This window comes from Micromonospora sp. C95, assembly GCF_018070465.1.
Lineage (GTDB): Bacteria > Actinomycetota > Actinomycetes > Mycobacteriales > Micromonosporaceae > Micromonospora.
Genome location: NZ_JAGPXT010000005.1, coordinates 122,815 through 146,012 on the forward strand (window position 1 = coordinate 122,815; position 23,198 = coordinate 146,012).

Below are 23,198 nucleotides of genomic sequence, written 5' to 3' on the forward strand. Positions count from 1 at the left end.
TCAGGCGACCGGTCGGCCGACGATCGCCAGCCGGGCGGCGGTGGCGATGGCGATGGCCAGGACCAGCGGCCACGGGGTGCCGAGCAGGGCGTAGAGCAGAATCAGCGCCGGCGCCGCTGCGGCGGCGTACACGGCCAGGGCCAGCGGGCGATCGGTACGCCGAAGGACAGGCAGGACGGTACGGGTCAGTCCGGGCAGCCGGGACGCCTGCTGCCGGAGCACGATGCCACCGCCAGCAGCCGCCACCACCGCCAACAGCCGGGAGAAGCCGGAGCCGGTCGCGGTCGAACAGGCGACCACGAGGGCGGCCACCGCCGACCAGCCGGCTCCCCAGAGCACGAACTGCCGCAGTGCCGCCGGCACCGGCTGGCGTGCCACGACCGGCCCGGTGCCGAGGTGGTCCGGCCCGGTCGGCCAGGCTTCGCCCCGCCCCCGCTCCGGGTCTGCGGCGCGGCCGGTCACCGGCCCGCCGGTGGGTACGTCTCCGCCCTGCACCGGCCAGCTCGGGCGGTCCTCCGGTCCGCCGGGACGGCTGGCGTCGACGTCGCCGGTAGCCGAACGCCCCGACTCGTCCTGGTCACGTCCGGGCCGCTCCGGACCGTCGCCGACCTCGTCCGGCCGGGCCGATTCGTCCGGTACCTCGTCGGCGCGGCGCGGGTCGGTCGGCGGCAGGTTCGCCACCGCCGCTTCGGCCAGTCGTTCCAGCGCGGAACTCCAGCGGCGCTGTTCCAGCCGCAGTACCCCGACGTCGTCGCCCACCTCCGCGAGCCGAGGGTCCAGCCGCAGCGCCTCCCGGTAGGCCCGCTCAGCCAGGTCGTACATGCGCATGTTGGCCGCGACCAGGCCCAGCACCAGGTGCCCCTGCGGCTCCTCGGGGGCCAGCTCCACGGCGCGCCAGGCCGCGTTCAACGCCGGCTGGCCGTTGCGGGAGCCGGCCAGGATCGCCGCCGCACTACGTTGGGCGTGCGCGTCCTCCGGCCCCAGGGCCAGGATCTCGTCGGCGGTACGGGCGGCCTCGGCATACCTTTCCAGGTCGCCCAGGGCCAGCCCGCGAGCGACCAGTGGGCCTACCTGCCCCGGCGCGGCGGCCACTGCGGTTTCGGCAGCAGCGAGCGCCTCGGCCGGCCGGCCGGCGGCCAGCTGCACCCGGGCCAGCATCGTCGAGATCGTGGCGTCGGCCGGATCGAGGGCCAACGCGAAGCCCAGCTCGGCCACGGCCTCGTCGTAGCGGCCCAACTCGGCGAGGAGCGTGGCGCGTTCGAGATAGCCGTCGGCAGCGGGCGGGTCGGCGGGGACGTCGGCGGACATCGCGGCGAGCCTAGGCGCTCGGCTGCTCGTACACCAGCGCTACCGCGATCCCGGCGAGCCCCTCGCCGCGCCCGGTGAAGCCCAGGCCGTCGGTGGTGGCGGCGGAGACGGTGACCGGTGCACCGACCGCCTCCGACAGCACCCGCTGGGCCTCGTCCCGACGCGGGCCGATCTTCGGACGGACCCCCACCACCTGCACGGACACGTTGCCGATGGCGAATCCGGCGGCGCGCACCCGGCGGGCCGTCTCGGTGAGCAGGGCCACCCCGCTGGCCCCGGCCCACTCGGGCTGCCCGACGCCGAAGTTGGCGCCGAGATCGCCCAGGCCGGCGGCGGAGAGCAGCGCGTTGCAGGTGGCGTGGGCGGCCACGTCCGCGTCCGAGTGCCCGGCCAGGCCGTCCTGTTCCGGCCAGTGCAGCCCGGCGACCCAGCAGGGCCGACCGGCCTCGAAGGCGTGTACGTCGGTCCCGATGGCCACCCGAGGAACGATCATGAGCCGAGGGTACGCGCTACCGCCCGGTCGCCAGCAGGTGCTCGGCCAACGCCAGGTCGAACGGTCGGGTGACCTTCAAAGCCTGCTCCGAACCCGGTACGCAGTGCACCGGTACGCCCTGTTTCTCCACCAACCCGGCGTCGTCGGTGAGGGCGTCTGCGGCAGCGGCGTGGGCGGCGGTCAGCACCTCCCGGCGGAACCCCTGCGGGGTCTGCACGACGCGCAACGCGGCCCGGTCGACGGTGCCGAGCACCATCTCGTCCCCGTCGACTTCCTTGATCGTGTCGACGACCGGCAGGACCGGGATCACCGCGTCGTGGCCGGCCCGCACCGCAGCGGCCACTGACTCCACCAGCGCGGGCGGGGCCAGCGCGCGGGCCGCGTCGTGCACCAGGACGATCGCGGGACCGGCGGGTACCGCAGCGAGCGCGGCGGCCACCGAGGACTGCCGTTCCGCGCCACCGGGCACCACCGTCACCGGGGCGACCGGTGCGAGCAGCTCACCCACGGCGGTGACCTCCGCGACCGGGGCGGCCACCACGATGCTGTGTACCGAGGGGGCTTCGGCCAGCCGACGGACCGCGTGCACCAGCAGTGGCTCACCGGCCAGCAGCCGAAGTGCCTTCGGTCGACCGGGGCCGAGGCGTACGCCGGAACCGGCCGCAGGCACGAGGACCGCGACGTCACCGCGCGGATTGAGCTGCGCGGTCACGTCGCGGTCCTCGACGGTTTGTTCACTACGAATCGGGTACGACGATGCGGTGCGGACTAGGCCTCCGTCAGCACCTTGTCGAGCAACGTCTCCGCCTCGTCCTTGGTGCTCTTCTCGGCCAGCGCGACCTCGCCGACCAGAATGTCGCGGGCCTTGGCGAGCATGCGCTTCTCACCCGCGGACAGTCCCCGCTCCCGTTCGCGACGCCACAGGTCACGGACGACCTCGGCCACCTTCAGCGGATTGCCGGAGGCCAGCTTCTCCAGATTCGCCTTGTAACGCCGCGACCAGTTGGTCGGCTCCTCGGTGTGCGGAGCCCGGAGAACGTCGAAGACCTTGCCGAGGCCCTCTTCGCCAACCACCTCGCGCACACCCACGATCTCGGCGTTCTCGGCCGGTACCCGGACCGTCAGGTCACCCTGCGCGACCCTCAGGACGAGGTACTGCTTGGGCTCGCCCTTAATGACCCGAGTCTCGATTGCCTCGATGAGTGCGGCCCCGTGGTGGGGGTAAACAACGGTCTCGCCGACACTGAAAACCATAGGTTCGAAACCCCTTTCGCTGTGTCTAGGGTAACACGCTCAGGCACCGATGTCTCACCACTGTCCTGACCGTTGGCGCAGCTCAGGGGCCCTGTGAGAGGTATTTCTTCGGCTTGACAGACCATCCAGACGATGATTCGGACACGTTGCGTAACCTTGGGATGACCCCTGGACACCACCGTGGAGATCCGGGAGAACAAGCGCCGAGGCCGTGCAACACACCCACTGAAGGTCAAGGGCTACGCACCCATTCCATGGTATCCCGCCGCAACCGGGCGCGGGCAGCGGTAGCGGTACCCGGCCCGGTGCGGGACGCTTGAGGAGTGCCGCGTCCGCGCACCCATGAGGTTCCAGGGGGTCGTAATGGGCAAGGCTGACGCCGATGGTCCGGGGCTGCCCGACCTGCCGCCGGAGTGGGGCCGGGTGGTCATCCCGGACGACCTGTCCGCCCTGGCCGACGAGGCTGAACAGGTCCGTCGCGAGCTGCGGCGGGCGGCTGCGGACCGGCGCCGTCGACGTCCGCCCGCCGGGCCGGTGCTCGTACTGATCGTCGCCGTCGTGACCACCATCGCCGGCCTGGCCGCCGTCACCTGGCCCCGGGCCGGCCGGACCGGACCGGCCACCGGCACCCCCGACCCGGCACCGGCGCAGCTGACCGGACGCCAACTACCCGCGCTCGACCTGGTCGACGGCGGACAGTCACCGGTGCCGCTACGCGGGCTGCTGCCGGTCGTGGTGCTGCTGGTGGACGGTTGTGCCTGCCCGGAGCAGGTGGCCGCAGCGGCTACCGCGGTGCCGCCGGGGGTGAGCGTGGTCACCGTGGCGGGCGCCCGGCCACGGGCAGCACCGCCGGGGACATCGGTGCGGTCACTCGCCGATCCGGCCGGCGGCCTACGCGCCTTCCTGCACCTGCCGGCCGGTCAGCTCGGCGTGACGGCCGTGCTCGCCGACCGTTCCGGCCGGATCACTCTGGTGGTGCCCGAGGTCACCTCGGTCGCCGACCATTCCGCCGAACTGTCCCGACTGGCCGATTGATCCCCGTGCCGTGGGCAGACCCGTGGGGGAACCATTCAGGTCAGGGCGACCAGCCGGGCCTCGATCTGGACCGGCTGCGACCCGGCCGGCGAGAACGACAACCGGGCCGCTGCGCCGGTGCCGGTGAGTTCCATCAGGACCTGCCCACCGTCGCAGCCCACCGTCATCGGGGCTGCTGACCGGGCTCCGCTGACGGCCACCAGCAGCTCACCCGGGCCGGTGCAGCGCAGCCACAACAGGTGCCGCTCATCGCGCTCCAACCGGGTCTGCCGAACCACCGCGCCGCCGGAACTGAGCCGCGCCGACTCGGCCCAGACCAGGTCGTTCGCACCCCGCCAGCCGTCCGCGACGGCGGAACTCGGGACGGTGCCGTCCACCGGGCCGCCGTCCGCCCCGACCACCGTTCCGGTACGTGGGTCGATCACGATGGTGGAGGCCGGCTCGGGCACCACGGCGACGGTGGCCGGGTTCTCCCGCCAGTAGGTGGCGGACGATGACCCGCCCGGCGCGACACCCAGGCCGGTCTGCGCCTGCGGCGCCTGCACCTGCCACCACCAGCCGCCGAGAGTCAGCACCGCCACCCCGACGGCGGCCAGCAGTGCCCCGCGCAGCCGATGGATGGCATCGACGTCCATACCTTGAAGAGTAACTCTGGGGACCGGTCAGGCGTGGCGTTCCAGCAGGGCGGCGTAGAGGGTCAGGCCAGGCCCGAAGGCCAGCATCACCACCTTGCGCGGTGCCGGTGCCGACCGGAACAGACGGTCGAGGATCAACAGCACCGTCGGCGAGGAACAGTTGCCGTGCTCGTCGAGCGTCTCCCGGGAAGCCGCCAACGCCGCCGGTGTCAGCCCCAGCTCACGCTCCACCACGTTGAGGATGCGCGGGCCGCCCGGGTGCACGGCCCAACCGTCCACGTCCGACCGGTGGGTGCCGTGCCGGGCCAGCACCTCGTCGACCAGCCCCCGGACGTGCGCCGACAGCACTTGCGGCACCTTCGGCGACAACCCCATCCGGAAACCGGTGTCGGTCACGTCCCAGGTCATGTGGTCGGCGGTGGAGGTGTCGGTCACCGAGGCGACCTCGCGTACCGCGTACCCCCGCCCGCCGGGCACGACCACCGCGGCGACCGCGGCGTCGGAGAAGAGCGCGTGGGAGACGATCTGCTGGGTGTCCATCCGGGCCGAGGAGGGCTGCAGGTGCAGGCTGGTCAACTCGGCGCAGAGCAGCAGCGCCGGACGGCCCCGGGCGGTGACGAAGTCGCCCACCGCGCCCAGTCCCGGCAGCGCCGCGTAGCAGCCCATGTGACCGACGAACATCCGCTGGGTCGTCGCGGCCATGCCCAGATCCCGGGCGAGCAGGATGTCCAGACCGGGAGTGGCGTACCCGGTGCACGAGCACACGACGAAGAGGCCGACGTCACGGGCGTCCAGCCCGGCGACGGTAAGCGCCCGGCCGACCGCCTCCTTGCCCAGCGGCAACGCCTCGACCTGGTAACGGCGCATCCGTCGCTCGGTCGGCCAGTCGGAGACGTCCTCGAGCAACGGATTGACCGCCGCCTGCCGCCGGGTCACCCCGGAATGCGCGAAGATCCGCTCGGCCAGGGCCCGGGTCGAGCCGGAAAAGTGCTGGGAGAAGAACTTCTCCCACAACTCCTGCTGGTCGGCCGAGGGCGGGTGGGCCGTGCCCAGGCCCGCGATAACCGGTACGGACACGGTCCCACCTTCCTCTCGCAAGCTGACTTCTCACCCTCACCGGTCCCGCCCTCGTTCGCGACGACGGGGCCCGCGAGTTCACTCCTCACGCTCACCAACGAGGACTCGATCCGTCCCGGTCCGGGTCACCGCCGAGCACGGCGATGCCGAGCCAGTCGGCACAGACGTCCGAGGTCGCCGGATGCAGCGACCCGCAGCGGGCATCGCGGTACAGGCGTTCCAGCGGGTGGCCCCGTCGGGTGGCGGAGGTGCCGGCCGCCTCCAGCATGGACGCGGCCACCTCCGCCGCGGTGGTGCCGGCCAGCAGCTTGGCCCGCCACACCCACCGGTTGGTCTCCTCGTCACCCGGTGCCTCGTCCACCCGCCGGGCCGCCTCGGCGACCACCAGCTCCGCCGCAGCCACAGCGGCGTCGGCACGACCGAGTCGGGCGCGTACCGCCGGCAGCCCGGCGAGGTTGCGGCTGTTGAGGTGTTCCGCCGCCGCGTCGATCGCCGCCCGGGCCACTCCCACGTACACGGCCGCATAGCTGGCCACCAGCCAGTGCGGCATGAGCTGGGCCACCACCAGGGCCAGCCCCTCCACCCCGCCGAGCAGCCGGTCGGCCCCGACGGTCACGTCGAGGTGCAGGTCGTGCGAGGCGGTGGCGCGCATGCCGAGGGCGTCCCAGGTCGGCTCGACGGTGAGCCCTTCCCCGGCCGGGACCAGGAACTGCGAGACCACCGACGGGTCGGCGGCACTACGGGCCGCCACCAGGTAGCCGTCGGCGTGGCCGGCACCGGAGCAGAAGGTCTTGCTGCCCTTGATCCGCCAGCCACCGTCGACCGGCTCGTAGACCGTGGCCAGCTGGGACAGCCGGGCGCCCGCGCCCCGTTCGCTCATCGCGACCGCGTACCACGCCCCGTCGGCCGCCGCGCGCAACAGCCGGTCGCGGGCGGCCAGCGCCTCCGCCGGTACGCCGAGCGCCTCGGCCAGTTCCTCGGTTACCGCCCCGAGCGCGCCGGTCACCGAGGCGTGCATGTTGAACACCAGAGCGGTGGCACCGTTGCCGCGGGCCAGCTCGGTGGCGACCGCCGCGTACCCCGCGAAGGTGGCACCGGAGCCCCCCAGTTCGGCCGGGACCATCAGCCCGAACAGCCCCGCCTCGCGCAGGTCGGCGAAGTCGTCCACCGGAAACGAGCCGTCCCGGTCATGCGTGGCGGCCCGCGCCGCCAGCCGGGGCGCCAGCCGCCGGGCCGTCGCCGGCGCTCCACTGCGCTCGGTCATGGATGGAACCCCCTCTTCGGACATTGCCATACCCTCACCTGGATCAGCTATCCGTCGCGCACCCCGTGACCCTGGTAGAGCACCGCCCTCGACCCGGTCGGCACGATGCGCGGTGCCTGACTGGTCGGCGTCGCCGCGCCCGTCACCTGCCGCAGTATCCACCGCAGCAGCCCCGGCACCCCGGGCCGGACACCACGGACCCGCAGGTCGACGCCGTGCCGGGCGCACTCGGCGACCAACTCGCGATCGTCGACGAACAACCGAGGGTCGTGGATGCCGCGCGGCACGGTGGGCAGGCGCTCGGCGACGCGAACGGCGACCAGCCGAGCCAGCGCGGTGTCGTTGAGGGTGTCCAGCACCAGCAGGCCACCGGGGCGGAGCAGGCGACATGCCTCGGCCACCGCCGCACGCCAGTCCGGAACGTGCTCCAGCAGCTCCCCGGCGGCGACCACGTCGGCGCAGCCGGTCACGAGCGGTATCGCCGTGGCGTCGCCGTTGACCACCGTGACGCCGTGTGCCGCCGCCTGGGTGAGCGCCGACCGGGTCAGGTCCACCCCCACGTGTCGGTAACCCTTGCCAGCCAGGTGTGGGGCGAGCAGCCCGGCTCCGCAGCCGAGGTCGACCAGGAGCGCGCCGGGACGCGCCGCCGGAGGCACCAGCGCGGCCCGTGCCCGGGCCAGCCAGTGCAGCATGGCGAACACGCCGTCCGGCCGCCACCATTCGTCCGCCAGGTCGTCGTACTGGCGCGGATCGTTGCGGGGCAGCACGAGGCCGGCGTCACGCATGGCAACGAGCGTGGCACGACTCCCCGGTAACGACCAGACTTCCGTTATGTCGTCGACGGTGTTAGGGCTGGTCAGAGCGAGCCATCCGGAGCCAACCGCGGCGGTCACCACAGTGGCCGGTCTGCTCGCCGTCGGTGTCGGGCATCCACCCACCGGCGTCGTCGCGGTGGTGCTCACCGTGGCGGCCAGCCAGTTCGCCGTCGGATGGACCAACGACCTGCTCGACGCGGACCGCGACACCACGGTCGGGCGTACCGACAAGCCGGTGGCCTCCGGCGCGCTCGGCCGGCGTACCGTCGCGGTCGCCGCCGCCGTGGCGGCCACCACGACCGTGGCGGTGGCCCTGACCACGAACCCGACGGCGGCGCTGTGCGCCACCGTCGCCCTGGTCTCGGCGCTGCTCTACGACTGGCCGCTGAAGTCCACCCCGATCTCGGTGCTGCCGTACGCGATCTCCTTCGGCGCGCTGCCCGCCTTCGTGGTGCTGGCACTGCCCGGCGCTCCACCGCCCCCGGCCTGGTTGGTCGTTGCGGCGGCCCTGCTCGGCGCGGGTGCCCACTTCGCGAACGTGCTGCCCGATCTCGCCGACGACGCCCGGACCGGGGTGCGTGGGCTGCCGCACCGGCTCGGCCCGACGCACAGCCGCGCGGCCGCCGTCGGGCTGCTGATCGCGGCGACCGTCACGCTTGTGCTCGGGCCGCCCGGACCGCCCACCGCCGTGGGTCTCGCGGCGGTGGTCGCCGCCGTCGTGATCTTCGTCGTGGCCTGGTACGCGGGCCGGGTCGGGCCGGGCACCGGAGCCCGACCGGTGGCCGCCTTCCGGGCGGTACTGCTGGTCGCCCTCATCGACGTCGTCCTGCTGGTCATGAACGGTCGGCTGGTCTGAGTCGCCGCCCGGCCGGTTGACCGCACCGGGTCGGCGTGCGGGCCACGATCAGCTCCAACTACCCTGGAGCCGGTCTGCGCGGGCATGGCCAGCGGTTCCGGCAGGCAAGCCGGTGTGATCGTGACGAGGAGGACCGACGTGAGGCGCTCGATCAGGGGTTCCCGGCGGGCTGCCGTGCTGCTGCCCGGGATCGCGGCGGCAGCCGGGCTGCTGCTGTCCGGATGCGGCGCCGGCCAGATCTCCGAGACGGCCAACAAGGTGCCCTCGATCCAGGGCGTCAATCTCCAGGCAGGTGACGGGCGGTACGCCGTACGCGCGGCCGCGTTGGCCTACCCCGGTGTCGAAGGCTATCAGGCCGGCGACAACGCCCTGCTCAACGTCGTCCTCTACAACGACTCGCCGGATCCGGTCACGGTGACGGTCAGCTCGCCGGACGCCCGAGAGGTGGTGCTCAGCACGGTCGCCGCCGCGACCAGCCCGTCGCCCACCGGCTCGCCGTCGCCGACCACCTCCCCCGCACCGGAGCAGTCTCCCGAGGGATCCCCCGCGCCGGACGACTCCGCCTCGCCGGGCAACTCCCCCTCGCCGAGCCCGACCGGGTCACCCACGTCCGGTCCGGCCCGGATCGAGATCCCTCCGCTGAGCTACGTGCAGCTGAACACCGAGGGTGAGCAGGTGCTTCAGCTGCTCGGGCTGAACGAGAACCTGCTCGCCGGCCAGAGCGTCACGCTGACCTTCGACTTCGGCGGGGAGACGGTCACCAGCCCCGCGCCGATCGCCGTGCCGCTCACGCCGCTGCCGCAGCCGTCGCCGGTAATCGAGCGGCACACCGAATACGAGGGCGAAGGCGGCCACTGAGCGACGCGGGCCGGCCGCGCCGGTCCAGGTACGTCCCGACGGCATCGTCGGCGTGGTGCGGCCATGCCGGGGGTGCCGTCGTCGTACCCGGGGGTTAGCGTCGCTCGGGTGAGCATCTCCCGATCGACCCCGTCCCGGGCGGGCACCGGCTCGCGAAGCCGGGCCGCCGCTCGCGAGCCCCGGCCCGCGTACGAGTGCGACGCCTGCGGGCATCAGCCGCCGAAATGGGTGGGCCGCTGTCCCGAGTGCGGCGAGTGGGGCTCCGTGGTCGAGTGCACGGTCACCGGTCCGACCGTCTCGGGCCGCGTGGTCAGTTCCCGGATGCCCGCCGAGCCGGCCCGGCCCATCGCCACCATCAGCGCGGCACCTGCCCGGGCCCGACCGACCGGGGTCGGCGAGTTGGACCGGGTCCTCGGTGGCGGCCTGGTGCCCGGTGCCGTGGTGCTGCTCGCCGGGGAACCGGGGGTGGGCAAGTCCACCCTGCTGCTCGACGTCGCCCAGCAGTGGGCGGCCGGAGCCGGCAGCCCGTCACTGGTGGTCAGCGGTGAGGAGTCGGTCAGCCAGGTGCGGCTGAGGGCGGAGCGGATGGGCACGCTGCACGATCAGCTCTTCCTCGCCGCCGAGAGTGACCTCGCGGCGGTGCTCGGTCACCTCGACGCGGTCAAGCCCGGCCTGCTCGTCCTCGACTCGGTGCAGACCATCTCCACCACCGGCACCGAGGGCGTACCGGGCGGGGTGACCCAGGTCCGGGCGGTCACCGCCGCCCTGGTCGCGGTCGCCAAGGAACGCGGCGTCGCCACCGTGCTCGTCGGCCACGTCACCAAGGATGGCCAGGTCGCCGGTCCTCGGGTGCTCGAGCATCTGGTCGACGTGGTGCTGCACTTCGAGGGCGACAAGCACTCGTCGCTGCGGATGGTGCGTGGGGTCAAGAACCGGTTCGGCGCCGCCGACGAGGTCGGCTGCTTCGAGATGCACGAGGGCGGCATCAGCAGCCTCGCCGACCCCTCCGGGCTGTTCCTGACCCGATACTCCGAGCCGGTCCCGGGCACCTGCGTGACGGTGGCGATGGAGGGGCGTCGGGCACTGCTCACCGAGGTGCAGGCGCTGATCGGGGCCACCGTGGCCGGCTCGCCCCGGCGTACCGTCTCCGGGCTGGACTCCGCCCGGCTGGCGATGGTGCTGGCGGTGCTCCAGCGCCGTACCGAACGGCTCACCCTGCACGACCGGGAGGTCTTCGCGGCCACTGTGGGTGGCATCCGGGTGGTGGAACCCGCCGCCGACCTCGCGGTCGCCCTCGCCGTCGCCTCCGGCGGGCTCAACCTGGCGATCGCACCGCACCTGGTGGCGATCGGTGAGGTCGGCCTCACCGGCGAGGTGCGGCGGGTGGGCGCGGTACCGCGCCGACTGGCTGAGGCGGCCCGGCTCGGTTTCCGGCTGGCCCTCGTGCCGCCCGGCTGCGGGCCCACCAGCACCGGTGCCGGGCCGGAGCAGATGCGCGTGATCGAGGTCACCGACGTCCGTTCGGCGTTGCAGGCCGCGGCGCGGGCGTCGGCGGAGTGAGCCGTCCAACGGGCGGGTCGGGCAGGGTGGGCGGAATCGTGACACATCACAGTAACCACAAGAGCACCCACCGCAGGGCAGTCCGTAGACTGTGCCAGTGCCGATCGACCGCGATACCACCAAGCCAGCCGGCGCGACGCCCCACGCCCGCACCGCTGGCGTGGGCTCGCCCGCCCGACCCATCAGCGTGAGCGTGACCGGGGGCGGCGTCGCCGGTGACCCGCTGCGCGCGAACCTGGCCCTGATGGCACCCGGCACCGCGCTGCGCGACGGGTTGGAGCGGATCCTGCGGGGTCGGACGGGTGCGCTTATCGTCCTCGGCTACGACAAGGTGGTCGAGGGGCTCTGCACGGGCGGCTTTCCGCTTGACGTCGAGTTCTCCGCGACCCGGGTCCGGGAGCTCTGCAAGATGGACGGCGCGGTCGTGCTCTCCAGCGACGGCACCCGGATCGTGCGGGCGGCCGTGCACCTGATGCCCGATCCCACCATCCCGACCGAGGAGTCCGGCACCCGGCACCGCACCGCGGAGCGGGTCGCCCGGCAGACCGGCTACCCGGTCATCTCGGTCAGCCAGTCGATGCGCATCATCAGCCTCTACGTCAACGGTCAGCGGCACGTGCTCGACGACTCGGCGGCGATCCTGTCCCGGGCGAATCAGGCGCTCGCCACGCTGGAGCGGTACAAGCTCCGCCTCGACGAGGTGTCCGGCACGCTCTCCGCCCTGGAGATCGAGGACCTGGTCACCGTGCGGGACGCGGTGGCCGTGGTGCAGCGGCTGGAGATGGTCCGCCGGATCGCCGACGAGATCGCCGGTTACGTGGTCGAGCTGGGCACCGACGGGCGGTTGCTGGCCCTTCAGCTTGACGAGTTGATGGCCGGCGTGGACGCCGATCGCACCCTCGTCATCCGGGACTATCTGCCCACCGGTCGCAAGCCCCGGACCCTCGACGAGGCGCTCGTCGAGCTGGATCTGCTGAGCGCCACCGAGCTGATCGACCTGGTCTCGGTCGCCAAGGCGATCGGCTATCCGGCCGCCTCGGACGCGCTGGACGCGGCGGTCAGCCCGCGCGGCTTCCGGCTGCTGGCCAAGGTGCCCCGCCTTCCGGTGGCCGTGGTCGACCGGCTGGTGGTGCACTTCGGCAGTCTGCAACGGCTGCTGGGTGCCACAGTGGAGGACCTGCAGGCGGTCGACGGCGTCGGTGACGCGCGGGCCCGCGGCGTACGCGAGGGGCTGTCGCGGCTGGCCGAGGCGTCCATCCTGGAACGCTACGTCTAGGCTGCGCCGCACCCGAGCGAGCCGGCGTCCCGTCGAGCGTCCGCCAGGGCGGGCTCAACGCCGCCTAGTTGAGGACGAGCTTCGCGGGTTGGCTCAGCTTGGTGCCCACCCGGGCGAAGACCTCGTATCTTCCGGCCGGCACGACTGGCCCGTTCGCCACCCCGTTGGCGCACCGGCTGCTGTCCCTGCCGTTCCAGTTGACCTGGTAGGAGCGTTCGAAGCCCGGGGTGAAGGACTGCACGTCCGACCCGGCGGCCGTGCCGCAGGTGTCCGAGGACCAGACCACCTCGGCACCGGCCTTGATGTACAACTCCTGGGCGGTCGCGCCGACGTCTCGGCTGCACGTCCGGTCGGACCTGTTACGGATCTTCAAGCTCAGGTCGACGGACGCCCCCGAGGCGGCCTGTGCCGGCAGCGCCACGGCGGTCACCGAGAGTTCGGTGTCCGCACAGTTGCCCTCGTCCGCGATCGGATTGGCCGCCGGTGGGTCGTTGCTGAGGCTCGGTTCGTTCTCCGGCTCGTCCTCCGCGTCTGCGGTCTCGCCCTCGCCGTCTGGATTGGCCGGGTCGGCCCCGGCGTCACCGGACGGGGGCGAACCGGTCTGCGGGGTCAGCACCGAGCCGGTCGGATCCGGCGTGCCGGTCGCCACGCCCGGCTCGGGCTTGCCGTCGCCGGTCGCATCGTTGCCCCCGGTGGGCCCGTTGCACGAGTAGAACAGGACAATCAGGAAAAGCAGCACCGCACCGAGCACGACGGCGCGACGCCGCCAGTACACGGTGGGAGGCAGGGGGCCGACCGTCAGACGCATGATGACCCCACCGTAGCGGCGGCGGGTGTGGCGCACAGCAGCGACGCGCCGGGGCTGCCCGGTCCCATCGGATCCGACCCTCCATTCACGACGGTTCGCCCGGCGACGGTCACTCAGGGCGACCGTCCGGCCCGGCTCAGAGGTATACCTTGCGCTGGTAGATCGCGTGTGCACCGGCCACCCGATCCAGAAACAGCAGGCCGGCGCAGTGGTCGATCTCGTGTTGCAGTGCGCGGGCCTCGAAACCGTCCGTCACCAGGCGTACGCTCTCACCACTACCGGGCAGCGCACCCTCCACCACCAGCCGGGTCGCACGCTTCACGTCACCGGTCAGGTCCGGCACCGACATGCACCCTTCCCGACCTGCCTTCCACCGGGTGGCCTCGACCACCCTGGCGTTGCAGAGCACGAAGACGCCGTGCCCGGTAACCGTCTTGGGATGCCCGGTGACGTCCACCGCGAAGATCTGCGCGCTCACCCCGACCTGTGGTGCGGCCAGGCCCACACAGCCCGGCGACACCCGCATGGTCGCGATCAGGTCGGCGGCCAGTTGCACCGTCTCACCGGCGGTCGGGTCGACCTCGCCTCCCGGCCGGCTGAGCACCGGAGCCGGGGCGGAGACCACCGGAATGACGCGGCCGGTGCCGACTGTCTCGGGAACCCAGTCACCAAGGCCCACGTATGCGTCGGCCTGCGCGTCCAGGTTGCCCGCGTCCGATGCGCCGCTCACAGCACGTCCGGTTCGGCGGGTCGGAGAGTCACCTCGACACCGAGACCGGCGGCCGCCTCCGCCAGTCGGCCGGTGAGCGCGTCGGCCGTACCCGGGGGCAGTTCCACCTCGGCCACCACCACGTACAGCGTCCCCGCCAGGCGGGTGCTCAGATCGGTGACATTGCCGCCGGCCTCGGCCAGCGCCCGGGTCATCGCGGCCACGATGCCCATCCGGTCGGCGCCGTGCACCGCCATCACGTACGGTTCGCCGGCGGGCGCCGTCTCACCGTCCGGCGTCACGGCGCGTACCGTCGCCAGCAGTTGGCCGTCGGCGGCCAGCGCCGCCAGCGCGGTCTCGACCTCGGCGGCGGCCGGGCCGACGCAGATCAGGGTCATCGCGAAATGTCCCCGCAGACGGGTCATGGTGCTGTCGGTGAGGTTGGCTCCGAGCCGGGCGAGCACCTCGGCGACGTCAGCCACGATGCCGGGCCGGTCCCGGCCGATGACGGTGATCGCAAGCTCGTTCATCCGGGCATTCTGCCCGATCGGCCGGCGTCGTCGGTGTCGGCCCGCCCGACCGCCCGAACGGCGGGACCGGGGCGCGTGACATCATCGGCGACGCGATGACAGAACCCACCTTCGCCGGCCGGGTGAGCCGGTGGTACGAACAGCACGCGCGGGACCTGCCCTGGCGCAGGCCCGAGGCGGGGCCCTGGGCGATCCTGGTCAGCGAGGTCATGCTTCAGCAGACCCCGGTCGCGCGGGTGCTGCCCGCCTGGCAGGCGTGGCTGGAGCGCTGGCCGACGCCCGCCGCGCTGGCCGGGTCGAGCCCGGCCGAGGCGATCCGCATGTGGGGACGGCTCGGCTATCCCCGCCGCGCGGTCCGGCTGCACGAGTGCTCGGTGGCCATCGTGGAGCGACACGGCGGTGCGGTGCCGGACCGGCTGGAACAGTTGCTCGCTCTGCCCGGCGTCGGCACCTACACCGCCCGGGCGGTCGCCGCCTTCGCGTACGGCCAGCGTCACCCGGTGGTCGACACGAACGTGCGCCGGGTGGTCTGTCGGGCGGTGGCCGGAGAACCGGATGCCGGCCCGACCACCCGCCCCGCCGATCTGGTCGCCACCGAGGAACTGCTGCCCGCCGAACCGGCCGCGGCCGCCCTGGCCAGCGCCGCCTTCATGGAGTTGGGCGCGGTCGTGTGCACCGCCCGGTCGCCTCGCTGCGGGGTGTGCCCAGTCGAGTCGACCTGCGCCTGGCGGGCCTCGGGCCGCCCGGCTCCAGCCGGTCCGACCCGCCGCCCGCAACGGTACGCGGGCACCGACCGCCAGGTACGCGGGCTGCTGCTCGGCGTGCTCCGGGAGGCCAGCGGGCCGGTGCCACACCAACGCCTGGACCAGGTGTGGGCCGACGACGTACAGCGGGCGCGGGCACTCGCCGGGCTGGTCGGCGACGGTCTGGTCGAGCCGATCGGTGCGACGTCGTTCCGGTTGGTCGGAGACGGCCCGCCCGCACCGGTGGCCAGCTGAGAACACGTTCGAGGGCCGGCCCCGATCGGGGCCGGCCCTCAGTGTCGGGCAGGTGGATCAGGCGGAATAGCCTCGGCTGGCGATCCAGTCGGCCAGCGCGTCGGTGCTGATCCAGTACTCGGCCCGGGCGGCGTCGGCCGAGTCGGCGATCTTCATCTGGTCGCCGCCGTCGCGGTAGCCGGTCACCGCGATGTAGTGGCCGCCGTCGAAGGTGTGGCTGCCCCCGTCGAGGTCGGTGGCGGTGCCCACCACGTTCGCCACGACGCCCCGCCCGCTGTCGACGGCGCGGACGACGTCTTCCCGCAGCCGGTCGGTCTCGGCCCGGTCGGCGGCCTGACCGGGAATCTCCACCGTGCGGTAGACGTCCTCGCCGGCCTTCCGGTTGAGGGCGTCGGTGATCAGAAAGGCCGAGTCGGTGCCCCGCTCGGTGGTGCCCATCTCGCGGGCCAGGTCATCCTGGGAAACGTCCTTGTTCAGGATGCTCAGGGTGTTACGCACCGCGGCCGGACCGCAGTAGTAGAAGTTGGGCTGGGCCTCGTAACGAAGCGTCAGCTGCCGCTCGCCCTTGCCGTGGCCTCGCGAGGTCACGGCGGCCAGCGGGTCGGCATTCGCCGGGGCAGCGGCGGCGCCCACCGGACCGGCGATCATCCCGCCGGCGCAGACGGCACCGGCGGCGGTCAGGGCTGCCTTACGGATCGGACCAGTCATGATCGTTGCCTTCCGTCTCGGGGATCGACACGACACCAGGAGATGGGAGGGTGCGGATACCGCGTCGGATGGAGGCGGGCACGGGTGCGCCTGCTCCGGGTCTGCAACGACCTCGGTGGGCCCGGCATTTCCGGAGCAGGCCCACTGGGGCGGCCGTCGCGGTTACTCCCCGTTACAACGACCCCCAGGAGCGGTCCATGCCCAGGCAAACCGTGACCGTCGTCACGACAATTACCCATAAAACGGACACTCGTTCATGACACGCGGATATCGCCCTCTACCCCAAAGACGGCGGCGGCCCGGTGGCATTCGCCACCGGGCCGCCGTTGCTTCGGCTGACGACCTACTCGTCCGCGCCCGCAGGAGCCGTCCTGCCGCCGAGATCGGCCGGTACGGCGTCCGGCACCTCCACCGGACGGTCGGACCCCTGGAAGACGAGCTTGGACTTGTCGATGTCGTTCGGGTCGCCCTCGCAGTCCACCAACACGATCTGACCCGGGGTCAGCTCGTTGAACAGGATCCGCTCGGACAGGTTGTCCTCGATGTCGCGCTGGATGGTGCGACGCAGCGGACGCGCCCCCAGCACCGGGTCGAAGCCCTTCGCCGCCAGGTACTTCTTGGCGTTGTCGGTCAGCTCCAGGCCCATGTCCTTGTTCCGCAGCTGGGTCTCGATGCGGGAGATCATGATGTCGACGATCGACAGGATCTCGGTCTGACGCAGCTGGTGGAAGACGATGGTGTCGTCGATCCGGTTCAGGAACTCGGGCCGGAAGTGCTGCTTGAGCTCGTCGTTGACCTTCTGCTTCATCCGGTCGTAGTTGGACTCCGAGTCCTCCGACGCCTGGAAGCCCAGGGAGACCGCCTTGGCGACGTCCCGGGTGCCGAGGTTGGTGGTCAGGATGATGACCGTGTTCTTGAAGTCCACGATCCGGCCCTGACCATCGGTGAGCCGCCCGTCCTCCAGGATCTGAAGGAGCGTGTTGAACACGTCCGGGTGAGCCTTCTCGATCTCGTCGAAGAGGACCACGCTGAACGGCCGACGCCGCACCTTCTCGGTCAGCTGCCCGCCCTCGTCGTAGCCGACGTAGCCGGGCGGGGCACCCACCAGCCGGGAGACGGTGTACCGGTCGTGGAACTCGGACATGTCCAGCTGGATCAGGGCGTCCTCGCTGCCGAACAGGAACTCCGCGAGTGCCTTCGACAGCTCGGTCTTACCCACGCCGGACGGGCCGGCGAAGATGAACGAGCCCGACGGGCGCTTGGGGTCCTTCAGGCCGGCCCGGGTACGCCGGATCGCCTTCGAGACGGCCTTGACCGCGTCCTCCTGGCCGATGACGCGCTTGTGCAGCTCGTCCTCCATACGCAGCAGGCGCGAGGTCTCCTCCTCGGTCAGCTTGTAGACCGGGATGCCCGTCCAGTTGCCCAGCACCTCGGCGATCTGCTCGTCGTCGACCTCGCTGACGACGTCCAGGTCACCGGCCTTCCACTCCTTCTCCCGCTGCGCCTTCTGGCCCAGCAGCTGCTTCTCCTTGTCCCGCAGCTGCGCGGCGCGCTCGAAGTCCTGCGCGTCGATCGCGGACTCCTTGTCACGGCGCACCTGGGCGATGCGCTCGTCGAAGTCGCGCAGGTCTGGCGGCGCGGTCATCCGGCGGATCCGCATCCGGGCGCCGGCCTCGTCGATGAGGTCGATCGCCTTGTCCGGCAGGAACCGGTCGGAGATGTATCGATCGGCCAGCGTCGCGGCAGCCACGAGCGCCGCGTCGGTGATGCTCACCCGGTGGTGCGCCTCGTACCGGTCTCGCAGACCCTTGAGGATCTCGATGGTGTGCGCCAGCGACGGCTCACCGACCTGGATGGGCTGGAAGCGCCGCTCCAGCGCGGCGTCCTTCTCCAGGTGCTTGCGATACTCGTCGAGCGTGGTCGCGCCGATGGTCTGCAACTCGCCACGGGCCAGCATCGGCTTGAGGATGCTCGCCGCGTCTATCGCGCCCTCGGCGGCACCCGCGCCGACGAGGGTGTGGATCTCGTCGATGAACAGGATGATGTCGCCCCGGGTGCGGATCTCCTTGAGCACCTTCTTCAGGCGCTCCTCGAAGTCACCGCGGTACCGGGAACCGGCCACCAGCGCGCCCAGGTCGAGCGTGTAGAGCTGCTTGTCCTTCAGCGTCTCGGGCACCTCGCCCTTGATGATCTTCTGAGACAGCCCCTCGACCACGGCGGTCTTGCCGACACCGGGCTCGCCGATCAGGACCGGGTTGTTCTTCGTCCGGCGGGAGAGCACCTGCATCACCCGCTCGATCTCCTTCTCGCGCCCGATGACCGGGTCGAGCTTGCCCTCCCGGGCCGCCTGGGTCAGGTTCCGGCCGAACTGGTCCAGCACCAGGCTGGTCGACGGCGCGGCCTCACCCGGCGCGGTACCCGCCGCGGCCGGCTCCTTGCCCTGGTAGCCGGAGAGCAGCTGGATCACCTGCTGGCGGACCCGGTTCAGGTCGGCACCGAGCTTGACCAGCACCTGGGCGGCGACGCCCTCGCCCTCACGGATCAGCCCGAGCAGGATGTGCTCCGTGCCGATGTAGTTGTGGCCGAGCTGCAGCGCCTCGCGCAGCGACAGCTCCAGCACCTTCTTGGCCCGCGGCGTGAACGGGATGTGCCCGCTCGGCGCCTGCTGACCCTGGCCGATGATCTCCTCCACCTGCTGGCGGACGCCCTCCAGGGAGATCCCGAGGCTCTCCAGGGCCTTGGCCGCGACGCCCTCACCCTCGTGGATCAGGCCCAGCAGGATGTGTTCCGTACCGATGTAGTTGTGGTTGAGCATCCGGGCCTCTTCCTGGGCCAGGACGACAACCCGTCGCGCTCGGTCGGTGAACCGCTCGAACATGCCCTCGTGCTCCTCACGTGCCGTGCGCACTCGATCTTGGTGGTCAAGACTCTCGGCGGGGCCGGATACACGGGCGCCCGGGACGGACGTCCGTGCCTCATTACTCTATCGCCGCGAGCCGACTCGGCTGACCTCGTGTGTCTGCGTCGTGGGCCCGGTACGCGTCGTTTTGCACAACCATCCACGCTCAACGGGTGTTCCGGGCATGGTCTGTGTACGCGCAGAGCGAAATTCGGCCCGGTCGCCGGGACCGCCGGGAACGCCGCACGGGGGCGCCCCGACCGGGGACGGCACCATCCACAGGTTGTGGACAAGACATCCACCGGCTGTGGACAACGCGCGGTACGCCCCGAAAAGTCCCGCCGACGCCGACGCCGGCCCGGAGAGCTCTCCGGGCCGGCGTCGTGGCCGCTCTGGTGCCTGGTCTCAGTGACCGGCCTTCGAGTGGTACTCGTCGACGATCTCCTGGGGGATCCGACCCCGGTCCGAGATGTCCTTGCCCGCCTTGCGCGCCCAGGCCCGAATGGCCTTGTTCTGCTCGCGATCGGCGGTGGCACCACCGCGACCACGGGCAGCCCGGCCACCGACGACCACACCGCCGCGACCGACCTTCGTGCCGTGGGCGATGTACGGGGCGAATACCTCACGCAATTTCTCTGCGTTCGAACCTGACAGGTCGATCTCGTACTGAACACCGTCGAGCGCGAACTTGACGGTCTCGTCCGCGTCCCCGCCGTCCAGGTCATCGACCAGCTTGTGAATGATCTGCTTGGCCACGCCACATTCCTTTCGAGCAGGGTCACTCCTGCCAACTGCACAAGCACAATAACCCGTCAGATGCTTGTCGCGTCAATAGGATGCGGTAACGAGGCGGTAAGTTTTCGTTCGACTACTCAGGGCGGACCAACGGGAAGAGGATGGTTTCCCGAATTCCCAGGCCGGTCAGCGCCATCAGGAGCCGGTCGATTCCCATTCCCATGCCACCAGCCGGCGGCATTCCGTACTCCATCGCCCGGAGAAAGTCCTCGTCCAGTCGCATCGCCTCGTCGTCACCCCGGGCGGCCAGTTGCGCCTGGGCCACCAGCCGTTCCCGCTGCACCACCGGGTCGACCAGCTCGGAGTACGCGGTCCCCAGCTCGAATCCGAGCACGTACAGGTCCCACTTCTCGGCCAGGCCCGGCTCGCTGCGATGCGCCCGGGTCAGCGGACTGGTCTCCTCCGGGTAGTCCCGCACGAAGGTGGGTGCCTCGAGACCGGGTACGACAAGTTCCTCGAACAGCTCCTCGGCCAGTTTGCCCGGCCCCCACTTCGGGTCGACGGCCAAGCCCACCTTGTCGGCGTACTCGACCAGGCGCGGCTGCTCGGTGTGGACCGTGACCTCCTCACCCAGCGCCTCGGAAAGCACGCCGAAGAGGGTGACCGTACGCCACTCGCCGCCGAGGTCGAACTCCCGACCGTCAGCGTGGGTGACCACCGTCGATCCGGAGACCGCGATCGCCGCCTGCTGGACGAGATTACGGGTCAACTCGGCCATCGTGTTGTAGTCGCCGTACGCCTCGTACGCCTCCAGCATGGCGAACTCGGGCGAGTGCGAAGAGTCGATGCCCTCATTACGGAAGTTGCGGTTGATCTCGAAGACCCGCTCGACGCCACCGACGACGGCGCGCTTCAAAAACAGTTCCGGCGCGATTCGGAGATACAGATCGGTGTTGAGTGCATTGCTGTGGGTCACGAAAGGACGGGCTGCGGCACCCCCGTGCAGCAACTGCAACATCGGAGTCTCCACCTCGAGGTAACCCTCGCCGTGCAACGAATCGCGCAGACTGCGCAACGCCGTCGCCCGGGTACGCACCATCTGCCGCGCCTGCGGACGGACGACCAGGTCGACGTAACGCTGCCGGACCCGGGCCTCCTCGCTGAGCGGCTTGTGCGCCACCGGCAGCGGGCGCAACGCCTTGGCGGTGACCGCCCACTGCTCAGCCAGCACGGACAGCTCACCCCGGCGGCTGGTGATCACCTCCCCGGTGATCCCGACGTGGTCGCCGAGATCCACCAGGCGCTTCCAGGCTTCCAGCCGATCCGCGCCGACCCGGTCCAGTGACAGCATCGCCTGCAGCTCGGTGCCGTCGCCGTCGCGCAGGGTGGCGAAGCAGAGCTTGCCGGTGTTCCGTACGAAGATCACCCGACCGGTGACCGAGACCCGGTCGCCGGTGGCGGTGTCCGTGGGCAGTTCCGCGTAACGCTCGCGCAGCCAACTCAGCGTGCTGGTACGCGGGTAGCCGACCGGGTAGGGCTGCACACCGTCGGCGAGCATCCGGTCCCGCTTCTCCCGGCGGACCTTCATCTGCTCGGGAAGGTCGTCGGCGGGGTCGACTGGCACGGGGCTCTGTTGGGTCACGGCACGCTTCCTCAGCGGGAGAATTCGGGCGGGGTCAGGCCCCGAGCGTACTCAAACGCCTCGCGGACCGTTACTGGATAGCCTGCCGGTCATGACCGAGCCCACCCAGGCCCTCTCCTTCGGCACCGCCGCCGCCGACTACGACCGCTACCGTCCCCGCTACCCCCAGGCGGCGCTGCGTTGGGCGCTCGACGGCATCGACGCGCCCGGGCAGCTTGTCGATCTGGCGGCCGGTACCGGCATCGTGGCGCGCGGACTGCTCGCCCTGGGGCACCGGGTGACCGCCGTCGAGCCCGACCCTGGCATGCGGGCCCAGTCGACGTCGGTCGGCACCGACGTGCGCGCGGTGGCCGGTAGCGCGGAGGCGATGCCGCTGCCCGACGGGTACGCCGACGCCGTCCTCACCGGCCAGGCGTACCACTGGTTCGACCGGCCACGGGCACACGCGGAGATCGCCCGGGTGCTGCGGCCCGGCGGGGTCTTCGCGCCGCTGTGGAACCTGCGGGACGATGCGTGCGGCTGGGTGGCCGAGCTGAGCCGGATCGCCGAGATCGGCGACACCGTCGAGCACCTACGGCAGAGCGTGACCGACTTCGGCGACTCCTTCACCGCCCCCGAGTGGGCCGAGTTCACCCACACCACCACGCTGACCCCCGACGAACTGCTCGGCCTGGTCCGCACCCGCTCCCACTACCTCACCGCCACCCCCGCCCGCCGCGCCGAGGTCGACCACCAGGTCCGCACCCTTCTACACACCCACACCGACCTGGCCACCCAGGAAACCATCACCCTCCCCTACACCACCCTGGTAGCCCGCGCCCAGAGAACCTGAACCACTCACGCACAAGACCGCAACAGACGGACGAACCCACCCCACCCCACAGACCCCTCCCTCAACGGACGGATGACGCTGCCCGGAAACCCCACCGCAAGAAGGAGCCGGTCGGGCTGCCCGGAAACCCACCGCAACCACAAAGCGTCAGACGTTCCGCTCGTACACCATGCGCAACCCGATCAGCGTGATCATCGGTTCGTGATGCGTGATCGTCCGGCACTCGGTGAGCACCAGTGAGGCCAGCCCACCAGTCGCGATCACCGCCTTCAACTCGCCCATCTCGGCAGCCATCCGCTCGACGATCCGATCCACCTGACCGGCGAACCCGAAGTAGAGGCCGGCCTGGAGGCACTCGACGGTGTTCTTGCCGATCACCGAGCGGGGCCGGGTCGCCTCGACCTTGCGCAGCTGGGCGGCGCGGGCGGCGAGTGCGTCGAAGGAGATCTCGATGCCCGGGGCGAACGCACCACCGAGGAACTCGCCCCGACCACTGATCACGTCGAAGTTGGTGGTGGTGCCGAAGTCGACGACGATCGACGGTCCGCCGTAGAGGGTGTACGCGGCCAGCGTGTTGACCACCCGGTCCGCGCCGACCTCCTTCGGGTTGTCGATGGCCAGCTGCACCCCGGTACGCACGCCGGGCTCGACGATGACGCTCGGCAGTTCCCCGTAGTAGCGGCTGAGCATGGTCCGCAGCGAGCGCAGGGCCGCCGGGACAGTCGAGCAGGCGGCCACGCCGGTGATCTCCACTGCGTCGCCGGCGAGCAGCCCCCGGAACATCAGGCCCAGCTCGTCGGCGGTCGAGCGGGCGTCGGTCTTGATCCGCCACGAGTGCACCAGCTTGTCGCCGTCGAAGGTCGCCAGCACGGTGTTCGTGTTCCCGATGTCGATGCAGAGCAGCAC

At 71.5% G+C, this 23,198-nt stretch carries 23 protein-coding genes; 7 read left to right on the top strand and 16 right to left on the bottom strand.

Annotated elements, in window-relative coordinates:
• Genes KBX00_RS29805 through KBX00_RS08405 form a run of 4 tightly spaced genes read right to left on the bottom strand, consistent with a single transcriptional unit; the run spans position 1 to position 3,055 of the window.
• A complete protein-coding gene (locus KBX00_RS29805; protein WP_210824988.1) occupies positions 1–1,308 on the bottom strand; it encodes a tetratricopeptide repeat protein in 1,308 nt (435 codons plus the stop codon).
• 10 nt (positions 1,309–1,318) lie between these two features.
• Entirely contained in the window at positions 1,319–1,801 is a 483-nt protein-coding gene (gene ispF, locus KBX00_RS08395; protein ID WP_210824990.1) for a 2-C-methyl-D-erythritol 2,4-cyclodiphosphate synthase, read from the bottom strand.
• A gap of 16 nt (positions 1,802–1,817) precedes the next feature.
• Entirely contained in the window at positions 1,818–2,513 is a 696-nt protein-coding gene (gene ispD / locus KBX00_RS08400) for a 2-C-methyl-D-erythritol 4-phosphate cytidylyltransferase (RefSeq protein WP_210824992.1), read from the bottom strand.
• 56 nt (positions 2,514–2,569) lie between these two features.
• Positions 2,570–3,055 (bottom strand): CarD family transcriptional regulator, encoded by a 486-nt coding sequence (locus KBX00_RS08405; RefSeq protein ID WP_007073334.1) that lies wholly within the window; start codon positions 3,053–3,055, stop codon positions 2,570–2,572.
• Between the two features lie 363 nt (positions 3,056–3,418).
• On the opposite strand from KBX00_RS08405, the gene KBX00_RS08410 reads away from it, so the two are divergent.
• Positions 3,419–4,090: a hypothetical protein gene (locus KBX00_RS08410; RefSeq protein ID WP_210824994.1), complete on the top strand. Its 672-nt coding sequence runs from the start codon at positions 3,419–3,421 to the stop codon at positions 4,088–4,090.
• A gap of 35 nt (positions 4,091–4,125) precedes the next feature.
• Here KBX00_RS08410 and KBX00_RS08415 read toward each other — a convergent pair whose 3' ends face one another.
• From KBX00_RS08415 to KBX00_RS08430, 4 genes are all read right to left on the bottom strand, one after another.
• A complete protein-coding gene (locus tag KBX00_RS08415; RefSeq protein ID WP_210824996.1) occupies positions 4,126–4,725 on the bottom strand; it encodes a hypothetical protein in 600 nt (199 codons plus the stop codon).
• 27 nt (positions 4,726–4,752) lie between these two features.
• Positions 4,753–5,802 (bottom strand): type III polyketide synthase, encoded by a 1,050-nt coding sequence (locus KBX00_RS08420; RefSeq protein WP_210824998.1) that lies wholly within the window; start codon positions 5,800–5,802, stop codon positions 4,753–4,755.
• 91 nt (positions 5,803–5,893) lie between these two features.
• Positions 5,894–7,066, bottom strand: coding sequence for an acyl-CoA dehydrogenase family protein (locus tag KBX00_RS08425; protein ID WP_210824999.1), 1,173 nt, complete (start codon positions 7,064–7,066; stop codon positions 5,894–5,896).
• Between the two features lie 47 nt (positions 7,067–7,113).
• A complete protein-coding gene (locus KBX00_RS08430) occupies positions 7,114–7,851 on the bottom strand; it encodes a methyltransferase domain-containing protein (protein ID WP_210825001.1) in 738 nt (245 codons plus the stop codon).
• A 46-nt stretch (positions 7,852–7,897) separates the two neighbouring features.
• Between KBX00_RS08430 and KBX00_RS08435 the strand changes: the two genes are divergently transcribed.
• From KBX00_RS08435 to disA, 4 genes are all read left to right on the top strand, one after another.
• On the top strand, positions 7,898–8,737 hold the full coding sequence (locus KBX00_RS08435; RefSeq protein ID WP_210825003.1) for a UbiA family prenyltransferase: 840 nt from the start codon (positions 7,898–7,900) through the stop codon (positions 8,735–8,737).
• Between the two features lie 138 nt (positions 8,738–8,875).
• Positions 8,876–9,595 (top strand): hypothetical protein, encoded by a 720-nt coding sequence (locus KBX00_RS08440; protein WP_210825006.1) that lies wholly within the window; start codon positions 8,876–8,878, stop codon positions 9,593–9,595.
• A gap of 63 nt (positions 9,596–9,658) precedes the next feature.
• Positions 9,659–11,155: a DNA repair protein RadA gene (radA, locus tag KBX00_RS08445; RefSeq protein WP_301547565.1), complete on the top strand. Its 1,497-nt coding sequence runs from the start codon at positions 9,659–9,661 to the stop codon at positions 11,153–11,155.
• A gap of 97 nt (positions 11,156–11,252) precedes the next feature.
• Positions 11,253–12,431 (top strand): DNA integrity scanning diadenylate cyclase DisA, encoded by a 1,179-nt coding sequence (gene disA, locus KBX00_RS08450; protein ID WP_210825008.1) that lies wholly within the window; start codon positions 11,253–11,255, stop codon positions 12,429–12,431.
• A gap of 64 nt (positions 12,432–12,495) precedes the next feature.
• On the opposite strand, the gene KBX00_RS08455 is transcribed toward disA, so the two are convergent.
• From KBX00_RS08455 to KBX00_RS08465, 3 genes are all read right to left on the bottom strand, one after another.
• A complete protein-coding gene (locus KBX00_RS08455; RefSeq protein ID WP_210825010.1) occupies positions 12,496–13,239 on the bottom strand; it encodes a hypothetical protein in 744 nt (247 codons plus the stop codon).
• Positions 13,240–13,375: 136 nt separating this feature from the next.
• Positions 13,376–13,942, bottom strand: coding sequence for a peptide deformylase (locus KBX00_RS08460; RefSeq protein WP_210825261.1), 567 nt, complete (start codon positions 13,940–13,942; stop codon positions 13,376–13,378).
• A gap of 23 nt (positions 13,943–13,965) precedes the next feature.
• On the bottom strand, positions 13,966–14,478 hold the full coding sequence (locus tag KBX00_RS08465; protein ID WP_210825012.1) for a glycine cleavage system protein R: 513 nt from the start codon (positions 14,476–14,478) through the stop codon (positions 13,966–13,968).
• Positions 14,479–14,573: 95 nt separating this feature from the next.
• Here KBX00_RS08465 and KBX00_RS08470 point away from each other — a divergent pair, with 95 nt between their 5' ends.
• Positions 14,574–15,476, top strand: a complete 903-nt coding sequence (locus tag KBX00_RS08470; protein ID WP_210825014.1) for an A/G-specific adenine glycosylase — start codon at positions 14,574–14,576, stop codon at positions 15,474–15,476.
• 57 nt (positions 15,477–15,533) lie between these two features.
• Here the strand turns inward: KBX00_RS08470 and KBX00_RS08475 are convergent, their stop codons facing one another.
• The 4 genes from KBX00_RS08475 to lysS all read right to left on the bottom strand — a co-directional run bounded on the left by KBX00_RS08475 (position 15,534) and on the right by lysS (position 21,460).
• Positions 15,534–16,187: a C39 family peptidase gene (locus tag KBX00_RS08475; RefSeq protein ID WP_210825262.1), complete on the bottom strand. Its 654-nt coding sequence runs from the start codon at positions 16,185–16,187 to the stop codon at positions 15,534–15,536.
• Between the two features lie 340 nt (positions 16,188–16,527).
• Positions 16,528–19,062, bottom strand: coding sequence for an ATP-dependent Clp protease ATP-binding subunit (locus tag KBX00_RS08480; protein WP_210825264.1), 2,535 nt, complete (start codon positions 19,060–19,062; stop codon positions 16,528–16,530).
• A gap of 426 nt (positions 19,063–19,488) precedes the next feature.
• Positions 19,489–19,839 carry an Lsr2 family protein gene (locus KBX00_RS08485; RefSeq protein ID WP_093409819.1) on the bottom strand — a complete coding sequence of 117 codons (351 nt, stop codon included), beginning with the start codon at positions 19,837–19,839 and terminating at the stop codon, positions 19,489–19,491.
• Positions 19,840–19,951: 112 nt separating this feature from the next.
• Positions 19,952–21,460: a lysine--tRNA ligase gene (gene lysS, locus KBX00_RS08490; protein ID WP_210825016.1), complete on the bottom strand. Its 1,509-nt coding sequence runs from the start codon at positions 21,458–21,460 to the stop codon at positions 19,952–19,954.
• Positions 21,461–21,551: 91 nt separating this feature from the next.
• Here lysS and KBX00_RS08495 point away from each other — a divergent pair, with 91 nt between their 5' ends.
• A complete protein-coding gene (locus KBX00_RS08495) occupies positions 21,552–22,292 on the top strand; it encodes a class I SAM-dependent methyltransferase (protein WP_210825018.1) in 741 nt (246 codons plus the stop codon).
• 147 nt (positions 22,293–22,439) lie between these two features.
• Here the strand turns inward: KBX00_RS08495 and KBX00_RS08500 are convergent, their stop codons facing one another.
• Positions 22,440–23,198 carry a type III pantothenate kinase gene (locus KBX00_RS08500; RefSeq protein WP_210825020.1) on the bottom strand — a complete coding sequence of 253 codons (759 nt, stop codon included), beginning with the start codon at positions 23,196–23,198 and terminating at the stop codon, positions 22,440–22,442.

Bases quoted from the DNA above. Each gene is read 5' to 3' on its own strand.
- KBX00_RS29805 (WP_210824988.1), bottom strand. From the start codon at position 1,308: ATGTCCGCCGACGTCCCCGCCGACCCGCCCGCTGCCGACGGCTATCTC.
- ispF (WP_210824990.1), bottom strand. From the start codon at position 1,801: ATGATCGTTCCTCGGGTGGCCATCGGGACCGACGTACACGCCTTCGAG.
- KBX00_RS08405 (WP_007073334.1), bottom strand. From the start codon at position 3,055: ATGGTTTTCAGTGTCGGCGAGACCGTTGTTTACCCCCACCACGGGGCC.
- KBX00_RS08410 (WP_210824994.1), top strand. From the start codon at position 3,419: ATGGGCAAGGCTGACGCCGATGGTCCGGGGCTGCCCGACCTGCCGCCG.
- KBX00_RS08415 (WP_210824996.1), bottom strand. From the start codon at position 4,725: ATGGACGTCGATGCCATCCATCGGCTGCGCGGGGCACTGCTGGCCGCC.
- KBX00_RS08425 (WP_210824999.1), bottom strand. From the start codon at position 7,066: ATGACCGAGCGCAGTGGAGCGCCGGCGACGGCCCGGCGGCTGGCGCCC.
- KBX00_RS08430 (WP_210825001.1), bottom strand. From the start codon at position 7,851: ATGCGTGACGCCGGCCTCGTGCTGCCCCGCAACGATCCGCGCCAGTAC.
- KBX00_RS08435 (WP_210825003.1), top strand. From the start codon at position 7,898: ATGTCGTCGACGGTGTTAGGGCTGGTCAGAGCGAGCCATCCGGAGCCA.
- radA (WP_301547565.1), top strand. From the start codon at position 9,659: ATGCCGGGGGTGCCGTCGTCGTACCCGGGGGTTAGCGTCGCTCGGGTG.
- KBX00_RS08455 (WP_210825010.1), bottom strand. From the start codon at position 13,239: ATGCGTCTGACGGTCGGCCCCCTGCCTCCCACCGTGTACTGGCGGCGT.
- KBX00_RS08465 (WP_210825012.1), bottom strand. From the start codon at position 14,478: ATGAACGAGCTTGCGATCACCGTCATCGGCCGGGACCGGCCCGGCATC.
- KBX00_RS08470 (WP_210825014.1), top strand. From the start codon at position 14,574: ATGACAGAACCCACCTTCGCCGGCCGGGTGAGCCGGTGGTACGAACAG.
- KBX00_RS08480 (WP_210825264.1), bottom strand. From the start codon at position 19,062: ATGTTCGAGCGGTTCACCGACCGAGCGCGACGGGTTGTCGTCCTGGCC.
- KBX00_RS08495 (WP_210825018.1), top strand. From the start codon at position 21,552: ATGACCGAGCCCACCCAGGCCCTCTCCTTCGGCACCGCCGCCGCCGAC.